Source organism: Stenotrophomonas sp. YJH_SMC_36, from assembly GCF_059369935.1.
Window position 1 is genome coordinate 67023 of record NZ_JCAFTD010000005.1, and the last position, 15161, is coordinate 82183.

At 67.1% G+C, this 15161-nt stretch carries 13 protein-coding genes and 1 riboswitch; of the genes, 5 read left to right on the top strand and 8 right to left on the bottom strand.

Features of this window, described 5'->3' with window-relative positions; translation table 11 throughout:
* Positions 1 to 20 precede the first annotated feature (20 nt).
* On the bottom strand, positions 21 to 1052 hold the full coding sequence (gene dusA / locus AC5P76_RS10735) for a tRNA dihydrouridine(20/20a) synthase DusA (protein ID WP_253119906.1): 1032 nt from the start codon (positions 1050 to 1052) through the stop codon (positions 21 to 23).
* Positions 1053 to 1244: 192 nt separating this feature from the next.
* Here dusA and AC5P76_RS10740 point away from each other — a divergent pair, with 192 nt between their 5' ends.
* Together AC5P76_RS10740 and AC5P76_RS10745 are read left to right on the top strand one after the other, a co-directional pair.
* Positions 1245 to 1487, top strand: coding sequence for a hypothetical protein (locus AC5P76_RS10740; RefSeq protein WP_107231488.1), 243 nt, complete (start codon positions 1245 to 1247; stop codon positions 1485 to 1487).
* Positions 1488 to 1690: 203 nt separating this feature from the next.
* Positions 1691 to 2140 (top strand): hypothetical protein, encoded by a 450-nt coding sequence (locus tag AC5P76_RS10745; RefSeq protein WP_253119909.1) that lies wholly within the window; start codon positions 1691 to 1693, stop codon positions 2138 to 2140.
* Between the two features lie 105 nt (positions 2141 to 2245).
* On the opposite strand, the gene AC5P76_RS10750 is transcribed toward AC5P76_RS10745, so the two are convergent.
* Positions 2246 to 3700, bottom strand: a complete 1455-nt coding sequence (locus AC5P76_RS10750; RefSeq protein WP_253119911.1) for a SulP family inorganic anion transporter — start codon at positions 3698 to 3700, stop codon at positions 2246 to 2248.
* Between the two features lie 208 nt (positions 3701 to 3908).
* On the opposite strand from AC5P76_RS10750, the gene AC5P76_RS10755 reads away from it, so the two are divergent.
* Together AC5P76_RS10755 and AC5P76_RS10760 are read left to right on the top strand one after the other, a co-directional pair.
* Entirely contained in the window at positions 3909 to 4889 is a 981-nt protein-coding gene (locus AC5P76_RS10755) for a cation diffusion facilitator family transporter (RefSeq protein ID WP_053520135.1), read from the top strand.
* Between the two features lie 109 nt (positions 4890 to 4998).
* A complete protein-coding gene (locus AC5P76_RS10760) occupies positions 4999 to 5424 on the top strand; it encodes an organic hydroperoxide resistance protein (RefSeq protein ID WP_049464150.1) in 426 nt (141 codons plus the stop codon).
* Positions 5425 to 5573: 149 nt separating this feature from the next.
* On the opposite strand, the gene mmsB is transcribed toward AC5P76_RS10760, so the two are convergent.
* From mmsB to AC5P76_RS10785, 5 genes are read right to left on the bottom strand one after another with little or no spacing between them, the layout of a single operon-like run.
* On the bottom strand, positions 5574 to 6464 hold the full coding sequence (mmsB, locus tag AC5P76_RS10765) for a 3-hydroxyisobutyrate dehydrogenase (RefSeq protein ID WP_065174196.1): 891 nt from the start codon (positions 6462 to 6464) through the stop codon (positions 5574 to 5576).
* Positions 6461 to 7630, bottom strand: a complete 1170-nt coding sequence (locus AC5P76_RS10770; protein WP_065174195.1) for an enoyl-CoA hydratase/isomerase family protein — start codon at positions 7628 to 7630, stop codon at positions 6461 to 6463. The genes mmsB and AC5P76_RS10770 overlap by 4 nt, the downstream gene beginning before the upstream one ends.
* Positions 7627 to 8424: an enoyl-CoA hydratase gene (locus AC5P76_RS10775; RefSeq protein ID WP_053520138.1), complete on the bottom strand. Its 798-nt coding sequence runs from the start codon at positions 8422 to 8424 to the stop codon at positions 7627 to 7629. The genes AC5P76_RS10770 and AC5P76_RS10775 overlap by 4 nt, the downstream gene beginning before the upstream one ends.
* Entirely contained in the window at positions 8421 to 9575 is a 1155-nt protein-coding gene (locus tag AC5P76_RS10780) for an acyl-CoA dehydrogenase family protein (protein WP_440210885.1), read from the bottom strand. Before AC5P76_RS10780 ends, AC5P76_RS10775 begins: the two co-directional genes overlap by 4 nt.
* Positions 9576 to 9601: 26 nt before the next feature.
* Complete coding sequence (locus tag AC5P76_RS10785; protein WP_053520140.1) at positions 9602 to 11107, bottom strand: CoA-acylating methylmalonate-semialdehyde dehydrogenase; 1506 nt, start codon at positions 11105 to 11107, stop codon at positions 9602 to 9604.
* 118 nt (positions 11108 to 11225) lie between these two features.
* On the opposite strand from AC5P76_RS10785, the gene AC5P76_RS10790 reads away from it, so the two are divergent.
* Positions 11226 to 12587, top strand: a complete 1362-nt coding sequence (locus AC5P76_RS10790) for a helix-turn-helix domain-containing protein (protein WP_219631758.1) — start codon at positions 11226 to 11228, stop codon at positions 12585 to 12587.
* Between the two features lie 240 nt (positions 12588 to 12827).
* Here AC5P76_RS10790 and AC5P76_RS10795 read toward each other — a convergent pair whose 3' ends face one another.
* A complete protein-coding gene (locus AC5P76_RS10795) occupies positions 12828 to 14675 on the bottom strand; it encodes a patatin-like phospholipase family protein (RefSeq protein ID WP_253119914.1) in 1848 nt (615 codons plus the stop codon).
* 141 nt (positions 14676 to 14816) lie between these two features.
* Positions 14817 to 15046: riboswitch (cobalamin riboswitch) on the top strand.
* Positions 15047 to 15161: the final 115 nt, after the last annotated feature.

Here is a 15161-nt window from a genome sequence, read left to right on the forward strand (position 1 = left end):
AGTCAGGAATGTGACGGACGTCACGCAGCGGCACGGTCAGCGTCGCGCTCGGTGACGGCAAGGGCCTGTTCGACCAATGTCCAGTCGGCGCCTGGACGGTGCGCACCCTCGCTCAATACCTGGCGGAACGCGCGCCCACCGGGCTGCCCATGGAACAGGCCGAGCAGGTGACGGGTGATGTGCTTCAGGGCCATGCCCTCGCCCAGACGGGCCTCGACATACGGGCGCAGCGCGCGCAGCAGATCCGCGCGCGACCGCAGCGGCGTACCGGTGTGCAGCGCTTCCAGCTGATGCAGCAGATAGGGATCGTGGTACGCGGCCCGGCCCAGCATCACGCCATCGACATGGCCGGCCTGGGCCTGCACGGCTTCGATGCTGGCCAGGCCACCGTTGAGCACCACCGGCAGTGCGGGCCGCTCCTGCTTCAGGCGGTAGGCCCAGTCGTACTTCAGCGGCGGAACCTCACGGTTCTCCTTGGGCGACAGGCCCTTCAGCCAGGCATTGCGCGCGTGCACCACCACCATCGCTGCACCGGCAGCGACCTGGCGGTCGACGAAGCGGGCGAACGCCTCGTACTCGTTGTCCTCATCCACGCCCAGACGGCACTTCACCGTCACCGGGATGTCGACCGCATCGACCATCGCGGCCACGCATTCGGCCACCAGCACCGGCTCGCGCATCAGGCAGGCACCGAAGCGGCCCGCCTGCACGCGATCGGACGGGCAGCCGCAGTTGAGGTTGACCTCGTCGTAGCCCCAGTCCGCGGCGATGCGCGCGGCCTGCGCCAGCAGGGCCGGATCGCTGCCACCCAGCTGCAGGGCCAGCGGCTGTTCGCTGCGGTCGAAGCCGAGCAGGCGCTCGCGGTCACCATGGATGACCGCGTTGGCGTGCACCATCTCCGTGTACAGCCGCGCCCCGGGAGCCAGCACGCGATGGAACACGCGGCAATGGCGGTCCGTCCAGTCCATCATCGGGGCGACGGACAGGCGCAGGGATTCGGCGTAACGGGCGGTGGCGGACGTCATCGGGGCGTTGATCGTGGAGACCGGCATTGCCAGTGAGATCAATAGTTTACACCGGGTGGCTGAATGGCGCCGGGGCGTCAGGCGGTGTGCGAAGCGCCGGTGCCCCATTGCTGGTGTGGCACGCGCCCGCCACGCCCACAAATACGAATGAGAAGTGATATCGTTTGAGCGCCGCATGACGATGTGCGGCATGGATGTCCCAAGCAAACGGAACATGTAATGCAGCAACGCACCTATATCGAACTGGTCCTGGAGCTGTTCGCCTTCATCAGCCTGTGCATGGCGATGACGACCTCCGGCACCCCGGTTCTGGTTTTTGGTCTCACAACCATCCTGCTCACGGTATGGATACCCTTCCAACGGCGCGAGATTCATCGCTTCACCCGCGCCGTGTCGATTGCGCTGGTCATCGCGGCAGTAGCCAGGATCGTCATTCATTTCCTACCCAATCCATCCATCTAGGAATCGAATTCGAGGAGGCTGTTCCGATACGCCACTGCGGTGGCGTTGTTGCTCTGTGCGCAGGGAGCGCACGCGCAGGTGAAGCAGATACAAGATATCCCGTGCGAAGGGTGTTCATACGCTCAGATGCAGGCGGCCGCGCTCCCGCCGCAGACCGGCCGGTTCCGGCAACCGTATACGATGCATTGCAGAGCCCGGCCAGGATGAACAACGCGATCGAACAGTTGAATGCCTCCTGGCTCGCCCGCGGGTATGCGGCGCACATGACGTTCGTCAATTTGGTCAGCGGAAAGAACATCTCGCTGACTGCGGGCCGCCCGGTGACCACCCTGAACTTCGCCGATGGCTCCAGCATCAAGGCCTCGTACGACATCGAGATGAAAAGCTGGGCGCCTATTCCCGGCACCGGCCGCGACGTTCACGGCAACCCGGTTCCAGAGACGAAAGCAGACGTTGCCAAGGACGGCAAGCCGGTGGTGTACGAGTTCCCCGGTGGCATCACCAGTGACGCCTACATGGACTTCAGTCGCTACCTCTTCGATCTGGGCGTGCGCCCCAACATCGGGCCGGGCGACAACCAGATGATCTGCACCAGCGAAGTGATGGACGCCGACATGCGGGTGGAAGTCAGGTGCATGGGCCGCAGGCACTGATGCAACAACGCGGGTGACCGCCGCTGCGGTCACCCGGGTGCCCCCTGCCGAAGCGCTTATGGACCCATGTCCCAGCACAGGTGGCGGCGATTGATGAGTGCGAACTCAGTGCCCGCCGCCGCGCCCACCCACCTGCTCGATCAGCGTCTGGCTGGCCGCATTGAGCCCCACCACCGTTACCTCTGCTCCGTGCGCGGCCAACTTTTCCTGCGCGCGCTCCAGCGCGGCCACGGCGGTCAGATCCCACAGGTGGGCATCGCGCAGATCAATCTGCACCTTCGGCGCCACATGCTGATAGTCGAACGCTGCGCCCAACTGCCCCGCCGAGGCAAAGAACACCTGCCCGCGCACGCGGTAGACCTGCGTCTCATGGGCATCGTCGCGCTGCACCTCCAGCAAGCGGCCTACTTTGCGCGCGAAGAACAACGCCGACAGCAGCACGCCGCTGAGCACGCCCTTGGCCAGGTCGTGGGTGGCCACGGTGACCACCACGGTCAGCAACATCACGGCCGAGGAACTGCGCGGGTGCGTGCGCAGGTCGCGCAGCGAGCGCCAGCTGAAGGTGCCGATGCTGACCATGATCATCACCGCCACCAGGGCGGCCATCGGGATCTGCCGCACCAGGTCGCTGCCGTACACCACCAGTACCAGCAGCAGCACGCCAGCCACCAGGCACGACAGGCGGCCACGGCCACCGGAGGTCACGTTGATGACCGACTGGCCGATCATCGCGCAGCCGGCCATGCCGCCGAGAAAGCCGGTTACCGTATTCGCCACGCCCTGGCCGATGCATTCGCGATTGCGCTCGCTGGGTGTCTCGGTGATGTCCTCGACGATCTGCAGGGTCATCATCGATTCGAGCAGGCCGACCACGGCCAGCGTGGCCGACACCGGCAGCAGGATGCGCAGCGTCTCCCAGCTGAGCGGGACATCGGGCAGCAGGAAATGCGGCAGGCTGTCGGGCAGCTGGCCCATGTCGCCAACACTGCGCACGTCGATACCGAAGCCGATCACCACCACGGTGAGCATCACGATGGCCACCAGCGGCGAGGGCACGGCGCGGGTGAGGCGCGGCAGCAGATAGATGATGACCAGCGCCGCCGCGCACAGCACGTAGACCGTAGGACCGCGGCCGATCAGTTCCGGCATCTGCGCCAGGAAGATCAGGATCGCCAGCGCATTGACGAAGCCGGTGATGACCGAGCGCGAGACGAAGCGCATCAGCGAGCCCAGTTTGAACACGCCTGCCAGCACCTGCAGCAAGCCGGCCAGGATGCTGGCGGCGAACAGGTACTGCAGGCCGTGATCCTTCACCAGGTCGACCATCACCAGCGCCATCGCGCCAGTGGCAGCAGAGATCATGCCAGGGCGGCCACCCGCGATGGCGGTGATGACGGCGATGGAGAAGGCGGCGTACAGGCCGACCTTGGGGTCGACGCCGGCAATGAGCGAGAACGCGATGGCCTCGGGAATCAGGGCCAGGGCGACGACGATGCCGGACAACAGGTCGCCACGGACGTTGCCGAGCCATTGCTGGCGCAGGGGATAGGACGTTTGCATGGGAAAGCTCCGCGCGCAGGCGGGCGTGGCCGCATGGCGCTGCAGTGGAAAGACACGGGTTCCTGAGCCGGGCGGGCCGGCTGCCGATGTGCGGCAAGGGTCAGGGTGGCGTGATCACTGCAGGCGGGTGTCGGTACGTGGGAGGGGCGCAGTCTACGGGAAGCGGCTGCATGAAGGTAGCGCGGTCGGCCGCCAGACGCAGCGGAGCATGGCTCCGCTCTACAATCGGGTCATGGCTACCGATCGCCCCCACTTCTTCGACCCCACCACCGAACAAGGGGTGCTGCGCCTGTCGATTGCCGGTGCGTTGCTGCTGGCGCTGACTGCGGTGGTGTTCGGCCTGCTGGCCAATTCCTCGCTCATCATCTTCGATGGCATCTACGGGCTGATCGATGTGGTGATGACCTGGCTGTCGCTGCTGGTCGCGCGCCTGATCGCGCTGTCGACCAATACCGATGCGCTGCAGTCGCGCCTCAACCAGCGCTTCACAATGGGCTTCTGGCACCTGGAACCGATCGTGCTGGGCGTGAGCGGCACGCTGATGATCGGTGCGGCGCTGTATGCACTGGTCAATGCCGTGGACGCGCTGATGTCCGGCGGCCGCCACATCGCGCTGGGGCCGGCGATGATCTTCGCCGCGCTGTCCCTGCTGGCCGAGGCAGCGCTGGGCGTGTTCGTGCTGCGCGCCAACCGCCGCATCGGTTCGGAGTTCATCGCGCTGGACGCGAAGAACTGGATGATCGCGGCCAGCATGTCGGCCTGTTATCTGGTCGCCTTCCTGGGCGGCGCGCTGGTGCGTGGCACTGCGTGGGACTGGATCGGGCCGTACATCGACCCGGCCATCCTCGCCTTCGTCTGCGTACTGGTGATGATCGCGCCGCTGGGCACGGTGCGGCGGGCATTGGCCGGCATCCTGCTGGTGACCCCACCGGAGCTGCAGGCCCACGTGGACGCGGTGGCGCGCACGATCGTCGCCAGGCATGGCTTCGTCGAACACCGCAGCTATGTGGCGCAGGTGGGACGTGGCGAGCAGATCGAGCTGTTCTTCGTGGTCCCGGCCGATGATCCGCCGCGGCCCCTGCGGGAGTGGGACCAACTGCGTGACGAGATCGGCGATGCACTGGGCGAAGCCTCGCCGGACCGGTGGCTGACGATCATGTTCACCACCGATCGGGAATGGACGATCTAGACAGCAGGACGATCGGTCAAATTTCTCAGACGGTCTGTCACCCATCGTCCTTGGAAAGCGGGCAAAGTAGGCTCCAACGCACTACCACCCACTGACCAGGAGCATCCCGATGTCCATCGAAAAGGTTCTGTACACCGCCCAGGCGACCTCCACCGGCGGCCGCGAAGGCCGTTCCGTCTCCTCCGACAACGTGCTCGACATCCAGCTGTCGACCCCGCGCGAGCTGGGCGGCGCGGGCGGCCCGGGCACCAACCCGGAGCAGCTGTTCGCCGCCGGTTACTCGGCCTGCTTCCTGGGCGCGCTGAAGTTCGTGGCCGGCCAGGCCAAGGTCGCGCTGCCGGCCGACACCACCGTGACCGGCAAGGTGGGCATCGGCCAGATTCCGACCGGCTTCGGCATCGAGGCCGAGCTGACCATCAACGTGCCGGGCGTGCCGCGCGAGCAGGTTGAAGCGCTTGTGCAGAAGGCGCACATCGTGTGCCCGTACTCGAATGCCACCCGCGGCAACATCGACGTGACGCTGATCGTCGCCTGATGGAGGCGGGGTCGGATCCCTTTGCAACGGCAAAGGGCTCTGACCCCGGGGCTCCAAGCGCAAAAAAAATGGGCGGATGCCGGTCGAAACCAGGCATCCGCCCATCCCACCCCGGGTGGGCCCCGGCACGCGGCCGGGGACGCATTCGCTTACTTCTCGCTGGTGATGAGCTGTACGACGCTGGAGAAATCCAGCTTGCCGCGCCCGGCCTGATGATTCATCGAATACAGGTTGCGGGCCACTTCACCCAGCGGGATCGAGGCGCCGACACTCATCGCCGCTTCCACTGCCAGGCCCATGTCCTTGAGCATCAGGTCGCTGCCGAAGCCGCCGCTGTAGCCACGCGAGGCCGGCGCATTCTCCAGCACGCCCGGCCACGGATTGCACACTTCGGTGGCCCAGCTGCGGCCGGTGCTCACCGCCATCATCTGCGACAGCACCTTCGGGTCCAGACCGTGCGCCACGCCCAGTGCGATGGCCTCGCCGGTGACGGCCATGATCACGCCCAGCGCCATGTTGTTGCACAGCTTGGCCACCTGGCCGGCACCACTGGCGCCAACGTGGAAGATGTTCCTGCCCATCGCCTGCAGCACCGGGCGCGCACGCTCCAGTGCATCCTCCTCACCACCGACGATGAAGGTGAGGGTGCCGGCCTGGGCACCGGCCGTGCCGCCGGAAACCGGCGCATCGATCATCTGCAGGCCGCGTGCGGCCGCCGCTTCGGACACCTTGCGGGCGCTGGCCGGAGCGATCGTGCTGCAATCGATGACCAGCGCGCCGGCCGGAATCGCGGCGAGAATGCCGTCATCGCCGAGGTACAGGCCTTCGACGTGGCGACTGGCCGGCAGCATCGAGATCACCACCTCGGCGTCGGCCAGGGTGTCACGTGCTGACGACGCGGCACCGGCACCGGCGTCGACGGCGGCCTGCACGGCGGCCGGCACCAGATCGAACACGCGCACGGTGTGGCCGTTCTTGACCAGATTGGCGGCCATCGGGCCACCCATGTTGCCCAACCCAATGAATGCAATGCGGCTCATGCCAGGCTCCTTTCAGCGGCAGGGGTACCCAGGTCGGCCAGCGGATGCGCGGCATCGGCCCAGGGCGAAGCGAAGAACGTATCGGCCCACAGGGCGCTGGCTTCGGCCAGCGTGGCCGGGTTCCACGACGGCGTGCGGTCCTTGTCGATCAGCAGCGCACGGATGCCTTCGGCGAAATCGCCGTGGGCAGCGCAGTGCAGGGCGACGATGTATTCCAGGCGGTAGACCGCAGCCAGATCCTGGCCCGCGCTGCGGCGCTGCAGCTCGAACGCCAGCCGCGCCGAACCGGGCGCGCCGGCCGCGAGGGTCTTCTGGGCGGCCTGCAGCCAGGCATCCTCGGTCTGCAGGTGGGCGATGCCTTCGACGATGGCATCGAGGTCATCGCCGTCGCACAGTGCGTCGACCTTCGCCGCGTTGGCCAGCAGCGGACCGGTCGCGGCATCGCTGGCATACGATTGCAGCAGGTGGCCCAGACGCTCGTGGTTGCTCGCGGCGTCGCGCGACCAGGCCACCTGCAGCAGTGCATCGAACACATCGCTGCGGCGCGCTTCGGCCACGTGCACGTCGGCCAGGCCGGCATAGATCGCATCGCCCGGGTTGAGCAGTGCACCGGTCAAGGCCAGGAACAGGCCACCCTTGCCCGGCACGCGCGGCAGCAGCCAGCTGCCACCCACGTCCGGGAACAGACCGACGGTGATCTCCGGGAACGCGAGCTTGGAGCGCTCGCTGACCACACGGTGGCTGGCACCGGACATCAGGCCGATGCCCCCTCCCATGACGATGCCATGGCCCCAGCACAGGATCGGCTTGGCATAGGTGTGGATGAGGTAATCCACGCGGTACTCGACGTCGAAGAACTCGGCCGCGTAGTCGTTGTCGCGGATATCGCTGCGGCCGGCCTCGCGGAATGCACGCATGCTCTGGTACAGGCTGTGCAGGTCACCGCCGGCGCAGAACGCCTTTTCACCGGCGCCCTGCAGCACCACCATCGCGATGCCGTCGTCGTCGGCCCAGGCATTGAGCTGCTTCAGCAGCAGGTGCGCCATCGGCAGCGAGAAGCCATTGAGCGTGCGCGGCGCGTTCAGCGTGGCGATGCCGATGCGCGCGCCATTGCCGGCCACGCGCTCTTCGAACAGGACCGGCGCTTCGTCGGCGACCGTGGTCATGCGTTCTTCCACTGCGCGGCGCGCTTTTCCAGGAAGGCGTTCACGCCCTCGACCTGGTCGGCGGTATCGAACAGATCGACGAAGGCCTCGCGTTCGGCCACCAGCGCCGAGGCGTGGGTGCCGGTGCGGGTGGACTGCACCAGCGTCTTGCAGGCCGCGATGCTGGTCGGGCTCTGCTTGCCGGCCTTCTTCGCCCATTCCAGCGCCAGCGCCTTGGACTCGCCCTTGCCGACCTTCTCCTCGGCCAGGCCGATGCGCAGCGCGGTCTCGGCATTGATGCGCTCGCCCAGCAGGATCATGCGCTTGGCCCAGCCCTCGCCCACCAGCCGTGGCAGGTTCTGGGTACCACCGGCGCACGGCAGCAGGCCGACGGTGGCCTCCGGCAGCGCGACCTGGGCGTGGTCTTCGATGATGCGCAGGTCGCAGGCCAGCGCGCATTCCAGCCCGCCGCCCATCGCATAGCCGTTGATTGCGGCGATCGACACGCCGCGGAAGCCGGACAGCGCCTCGAAGGCTTCGCCGAAGCGGCGTGCGGCCTCGCGCGCGGCCGCCTTGTCGCCAGAGGCGAACTGGTTCAGATCCGCGCCGGCGGAGAAGAACTTCTCGCCATCACCGGTGATCACCAGCGCGTAGATGTCGCGGTCCGCATTGAGCGCAGCCACCAGGTCGCGCAGCGCGGACAGGCTGTGCACGGTCCAGGTGTGCGCCGGCGGGTTGTGCAGGGTGACCACGGCGGTGTGGCCATCGGCCTCGACCTTCAGGCCCACGTGCTCCTGGGTACGCCAATCCTTCATCGCAGTTCCTCTTCGGTGTTGAGCAGGTGACGGGCAACGATCACCCGCATGATCTCGTTGGTGCCTTCCAGGATCTGGTGCACGCGGCAGTCACGCAGCAGGCGTTCGATCGGGTATTCGCGGATGTAGCCGTAGCCGCCGTGGATCTGCAGCGCTTCGTTGCAGACAGTGAAACCGGCATCGGTGGCGAAGCGCTTGGCCATTGCGCACCACACGTTGGCGTCGCTGGCGCCGGCATCGAGCTTGCGCGCGGCGGTATGCACCATCTGCCGGGCGGCCACCAGCTGGGTGACCATGTCGGCCAGCTTGAACTGCAGTGCCTGGAACTCGGCCAGCGCCTTGCCGAACTGGCGACGCTCGCCCATGTAGCGGCGTGCGGCATCCAGCGCGCCCTGCGCGGCACCCAGCGAACAGGCGGCGATGTTGATGCGGCCGCCATCGAGTCCCTTCATCGCCAGCTTGAAGCCACCGCCTTCCTCTCCCAGAAGGTGGCTGACCGGCACGCGGACGTTCTCGAAGGTGATGCCACGGGTGGGCTGGCTGTTCCAGCCCATCTTCTCTTCCTTGCGGCCGAAGCTGATGCCCGGCAGGTCCGACGGCACCGCGATGGCGCTGACGCCGCCGGCACCGGCACCGCCGGTGCGCGCCATCACCACCAGCAGTTCGGTGGCGCCGGCGCCGGAGATGAAGGCCTTGGCGCCGTTCAGCACGAAGTGGTCGCCATCGCGCACGGCGGTGGTTTTCAGCGAGGCGGCATCGGAACCGGCGCCCGGTTCGGTCAGGCAGTACGAGGCCAGCTTGATGCCCGCCGCCAGATCGTTGCCCCACGCGTCGCGCAGTGCCGGCTGACCCCACTTGGACACCATCCACGAGGCCATGTTGTGGATGCTGATGTAGGCCGCCGTCGAGGGGTCGACACTGGCGAGCTCCTCGATGACGACGGCGGCGTCCAGCCGGCTCAGGCCGCTGCCGCCCACTTCCGGGTCCATGTACAGCCCGCAGAAGCCCAGTTCACCGGCCTTGGCGATCGCCTCGCGCGGAAAGATGCCCTCCGCATCCCATCGCGCGGCGTGCGGCGCCAGTTCGGCCAGTGCGAAGTCGCGGGCGGCCTCGCGGTAGGCCTGCTGCGCTTCTTCCAGTTCCGTCGTCATCGAGTGGCTCATGGCTGCTCCTGCCGTTACTTCAGGCTGATCGTGGTGTTGACGCCGTGGCTCAGCGTCTCGTCATCGAACCAGCGCGCGGTGACGGTCTTGGTCTGGGTGTAGAACAGCACCACCTGCTTGCCGTACGGGCCCAGGTCACCCAGCTTGGAGGCGCGCGAACCAGTGAAGGAGAACAGCGGCACCGGCACCGGGATCGGCACGTTGATGCCGACCTGGCCGACGTCGATGTCTTCCTGGAACCTGCGCGCGGCGGCGCCGGACTGGGTGAACAGTGCGGTGCCGTTGCCGTTCGGGTTGCTGTTGACCATCGCGATGGCGTCTTCCAGCGTTTCCGCTTCCAGGATCACCAGCACCGGCCCGAAGATTTCTTCCTGGTAGATGCGCATGTCGGTGGTGACACCGGCAAAGATGGTCGGGCCGACGAAGTTGCCCTTCTCGAAGCCATCGACCTGCGGATTGCGGCCATCGAGCACCAGCTGCGCGCCCTGCTCCACGCCCGAGGCGATCAGGCCTTCCACGCGCTCGCGCGCGCTGCAGGAAATCACCGGGCCGACATCGGTACCGGACACGGTGCCACCGCTGACCTTCAGGGTCTTGGCCTTGGCCACCAGATCCTGCACCCAGCCGCGCGCTTCACCCACCAGCACCAGCGTAGAGGCCGCCATGCAGCGCTGGCCGGCGGCACCGAAGGCGGCACCGACCATCGCATTGAGGGTCTGCTCCTTGTTGGCATCCGGCAGCACCACGGCGTGGTTCTTGGCGCCCATCATGCACTGCACGCGCTTGCCGGCCAGCGACGCACGGTTGTACACGTGGGTACCCACGCGGGTGGAACCAACGAAGGAGACCGCCTTGATGTCCGGGTGGTCGCAGATCGCGTTGACCACTTCCTCGCCACCGTGGACCACATTCAGCACGCCCTTCGGAATGCCGGCTTCCAGCGCCAGTTCAACCAGGCGCATGGTGACCATCGGGTCCTGCTCGGACGGCTTGAGAATGAAGGTGTTGCCGGTGGCGATGGCCATCGGGAACATCCACAGCGGAATCATCGCCGGGAAGTTGAACGGGGTGATGCCGGCGCACACGCCCAGCGGCTGCATGATCGTGTAGGTATCCACGCCATTGGCCACGTTGTTGGCCAGCTCGCCCAGCTGCAGGTTGCCGATGGCGGCGGCGTGCTCGACCACTTCCAGGCCGCGGAACACATCGCCTTCGGCATCCGGCAGGGTCTTGCCCTGTTCGGCAGTGAGGATGTGCGCCAGCTCGCTCATGTTCTCGCGGATCAGCTGCTGGTACTTCAGGAAGATGCGCGCACGGGTGCCGATCGGGGTCTTGCGCCAGGTCTTGAACGCTTCCTTGGCGGCGGCCACGGCAGCGTCCACTTCAGCGGTGGTGGCGAACGGGACCTGGGCCAGCACGTCCTGGGTGGCCGGGTTGATCACGTCCTGCCAGTGGGAGGTCGCCGATTCGACGAACTGGCCATCGATCAGCATGCGGATACGGGGCGCTGCAACAGTCATGACGACATCCAGGGGTGCGAAAGATGCTTGGCATTATTCACAGCCGCCGCCTCGATTTCCGGCCTGAATTCGCTTAATCTGGCCAACACCCCCCACGATTCCTGTTAATTCTGTGAATCTGCCATCCTCACAGCGCCAGCTGGGCCTGCGCCTGCTGCGCCTGCGCGAGCAGCGCGGCTACAGCCAGATCGACCTGGCCCGCGCCCTGGGCCTTTCTGCCAGCTACCTGAACCAGATCGAGCGCAACAAGCGCCCGTTGACGCCCGCCGTGCAGAAGAAGCTGGGTGAGGTGTTGGGCGACGTTTCCGCCCTGTTCGACGAGGATGAACCCGCGGCATTGCAGGAATCATTGGCCGAAACCCTGCGGGACCTGGGGCTGGCCGACGTCAGTGCCACCGAGCTGCGGGCACTGGCCGGCAACCTGCCGCAGGTGAGCCGGGCGCTGCTGGACCTGCATCGCCGCCACCTGGCGTTGCGGGAACATGCCGCCGCACTGGAGTTCCAGCTGGGCGAACCCGGTGCCGGCAGCACCCTGCCGGCGGGCGACCAGGTGCGCGAGTTCTTCAACCGCATGCACAACCACATCCCGGAGCTGGATGAGCTGGCCGAGCGGTTGTTCGCCGAATGGGGACTGTCGCCGGGGCACGTCGCCCCGCGCCTGCGCCAGTTGCTGGCCGATCGCCACGGCGTGCTGGTGGAAGTGACTGCCTTGCAGGCCGGGCGCGAGAAGCGCCACTACGATGCCGGTGCCCGCCGGCTGTGGCTGCCGGACTACCTGGAGCCGGGCCAGCAGGCCTTCCAGATGGCCGCCGAACTGGCACTGCACGGCTATCTGCCGCAGATCGATGCGGTGATTGCCCGCGCCGGATTCAGCGACGAGGCGCGCATCGCGCAGGCGCGCATCGGCCTGTCGAACTATTTCGCCGGGGCCCTGGTAATGCCCTACCTGCGCTTCCTGCGTGCGGCCGAAGCCAGCAGCTACGACATCGAGCTGCTGGCGCACCAGTTCGGTGTCGGCTTCGAAGCAGTCTGCCACCGGCTGAGCACGCTGGCCCGCCGCAGCGCGCCCGGCCTGCCGTTCTTCTTCATCCGTGTGGACCGCGCCGGCAACGTCTCCAAGCGTCACTCGGCCACCGACTTCCACTTCTCGCAGGTGGGTGGCTCATGCCCGCTGTGGATCGTCTACGAGGCGTTCAACCAGCCCGGCCGCATCCTGACCCAGACCGCGCGCATGCCCGATGGGCGGCGCCATTTCTGGCTGGCCCGGCAGGTCAGCAGCGGCCCGGTTGGTCACGGCCAACCACGCAAGACTTTCGCAGTAGCGCTGGGCTGCGACCTGCAGCATGCCGAGCGGCTGGTGTATTCGCTGGGGCTGGATGTGCAGAGCCCCGGCAATTCGGTGTCGATCGGCCCGGGTTGCCGGGTGTGCCCGCGCGAGGACTGCATGCAGCGCGCGTTCGCGCAGCTGCCGGGGCGATAGGGTTGGTTCGGCAGGGCTGCGCCCTGCACCTGCACAGGCCGAAGCAACGGCAACGGCAAAAGCTGGCATTCCGTGGCGCTCACGCTGTCAGAACGACGCATTGCCCTGGTGGGTGTCGACCTTGGTCGACACGAACCCTGGCGATGAGCCACCGCAGGGATCAGATCGTGCCGACCAAGGTCGGCACCCACAAGACAAGGTCGGCACCCACCAGAACAGTTCAATCGGCTGCGGCAGCGGTCAGTAGATCGGCGTCACCTTCATCTGCGGCAGCGGCCGTGGTGCGCCGTCGGTGAGGTCCGGGCCGAGATCCTCCCAGCTGCGGCCCTGCTCCACCATCAGCCCCCACAACTGCTGTGACGCCAGCCGCTTGTCCTCCGAGCCCAGCTTGTACGACGGTGGCGACGGCACGCCGGCAGCCACCATCGTGTACGCCGCCCGATAGGCCAGCACCTGCTGCGCGGGATCGTCGGTACGCGCCACTTCCAGCGTGTAACGCTGGTAGGCCGAGGCCAGGTTGCGCCAGCGGATCCAGTAGTGATTCTCGAAGGAGAACGCGCAGAAGCGCGCACCGGCCAGGCTGCCCTTGTCGGCGATGCGGGTCAGCACCTCCTGCGGCATGTCCAGGTTCATGCCGCCCTCATCACCCTGCAGGGTCACGTGCACGATGCGGTCGCGATAGCCCGGAGCACGCGCCTGCAGCAGGTCGCGCCAGTTCTGCATGGTTGCCACCACCGCGAACAGGAAACGGCCAAGCTCGCCGGCGGCCACCGGCGCGGCGATGGACTGGTAGGTGCGTTGCCAGCCATGACGGTTTTCGCTGGGCAGGAACACCGATCGCTCCAGCGCCTGCCGTGCATTGCCGCCGGAGCTGACCTCCTCCGCATGCTGTGGATAGACCAGGTTGATGGCGAAGGTCGGCCAGCGCGGAAGCGCCGCGTCGAACAGATGGATCGGGAAGTTGCTGCTGATGCCCCCATCGGAGAACCAGCAGATCCGGAAGGCGGTGATCACCGGGCCGCAGGCCTGGCCGGCACTGGTCAGCCCCTCCATGCTGTCGGCCACGTTGTGTTCCGGATCGGAGGCGGTCGCTCCAGGCTCGCAGCGGCGCTCGCGGCGCGAGGGCTCATGCAGCGGCACTGCGCTGATCAGCAACGGGAAACTCAGGCTCATCCGCGTTGCCACCAGTACCGGCAGCTGCGGCCCCTGCGGCAGGCGGTAATAGAGTCGTCCATCCACGCCCAGCGGCGGACCCGCATGGTTGACCAGCCACTGCACCACGCTGGCCGGGAACAGCTGGTCGAACTCTTCGCGCAGGAACCAGAACTGCGCGCCGCCCAGCGGCAGCGTGCGGGGTTCGTTGTGCGATACGCAGGTGGTGATCATCTGCAGGGTGATGGCATGCGGGCTGTCCGGCTCGTCTGCATAGCGCGGCGCATCGTGCAGGTCGGCAAAGGTAAGCGGCACATCGGCCGGCTTGCCTGACAGCTGCTGCAGGCAGCTGTGCAGCCATTCCGTCAACGCCGGCCGGCGCGCGTCGCTGCCGAGGCCGCTGCACAGGCCCAGCAGATTGCGTCGTGCCACCCGCGCGACCCGCAGCGCGGCCCCGGCCACGCCAGCGCCGTAGGCGCACAGCAGGGACGGCAGCAATGTTGCCGCCACTCCACTCCAGCCGCCGCCCCACGCGCCCAGCGCGAGCAGCAATGCCAGCGACACCAGCACTTCCAGCGGCGCGATCTGGAACACGGCGATGGCCAGGCACAGCAGCTTGCGGGGCCAGCCTGCATTGCCGGTCAGCACCACCAGCAGCCGATAGGCTGCACGCGCGCCGCGCGCCGGCTGGAACAGACCGTAGATGAACCCGCGCCGCGACAGCTGCGCCGACACCGCCGACAATCCACCGTACCCGGCATCGCCGGGCAGCGGCTCGCCCGCCTGCTGGCGGCGATCACCATAGGCCGCCGCCGCAGCCACCGCGGCGGCGATGGCGCCTGCCGAGGTGCCACCGATGCTCTTGAAGCGATACTCGCGCGCCAGCGCCAGTACCGCATTGGGGTACACGATGCCGCTGGTGATGCCACCTTTCATGACCAGATCGCAGTACTTCGCCGCCACACGTCACCTCCCGTCCGTCGGTTGCCAGTATCGCAAGCCGGCCTCTCACTGCCTGAGAAAGGTGCCACATCCCGGTGGTGTGATGCCGGGCCTTGACCATTGCTGCCAACCGGCCTACCTTGTGCACGCCGAAGGTATTCATCTCTTCATGCGAATGAAGGGATGAATTTAAACGGGAATCCGGTGAAGGCGCTTCGCGCGCCCATTCCGGAGCTGCCCCGCAGCGGTGAATGGAAACGAATCCTGCCAACAGCACTGGGCTCGCGCCTGGGAAGCGGCAGGTAGTAGGTGGGCTGCGGCCCGCGTCCAACAGCCCGAATACCGGCCCCGGCCGGGGGACACGACCGTCCCCTGACTCGACCTGGAATCTCCGCGGGGAGGTTGCCGGGGCCGTCGTCGTCCTGCGCCTGCAGGGTGCGCGGCCACGTGCGTCCTTTTCACGGCATCCGGTTCGCCCGC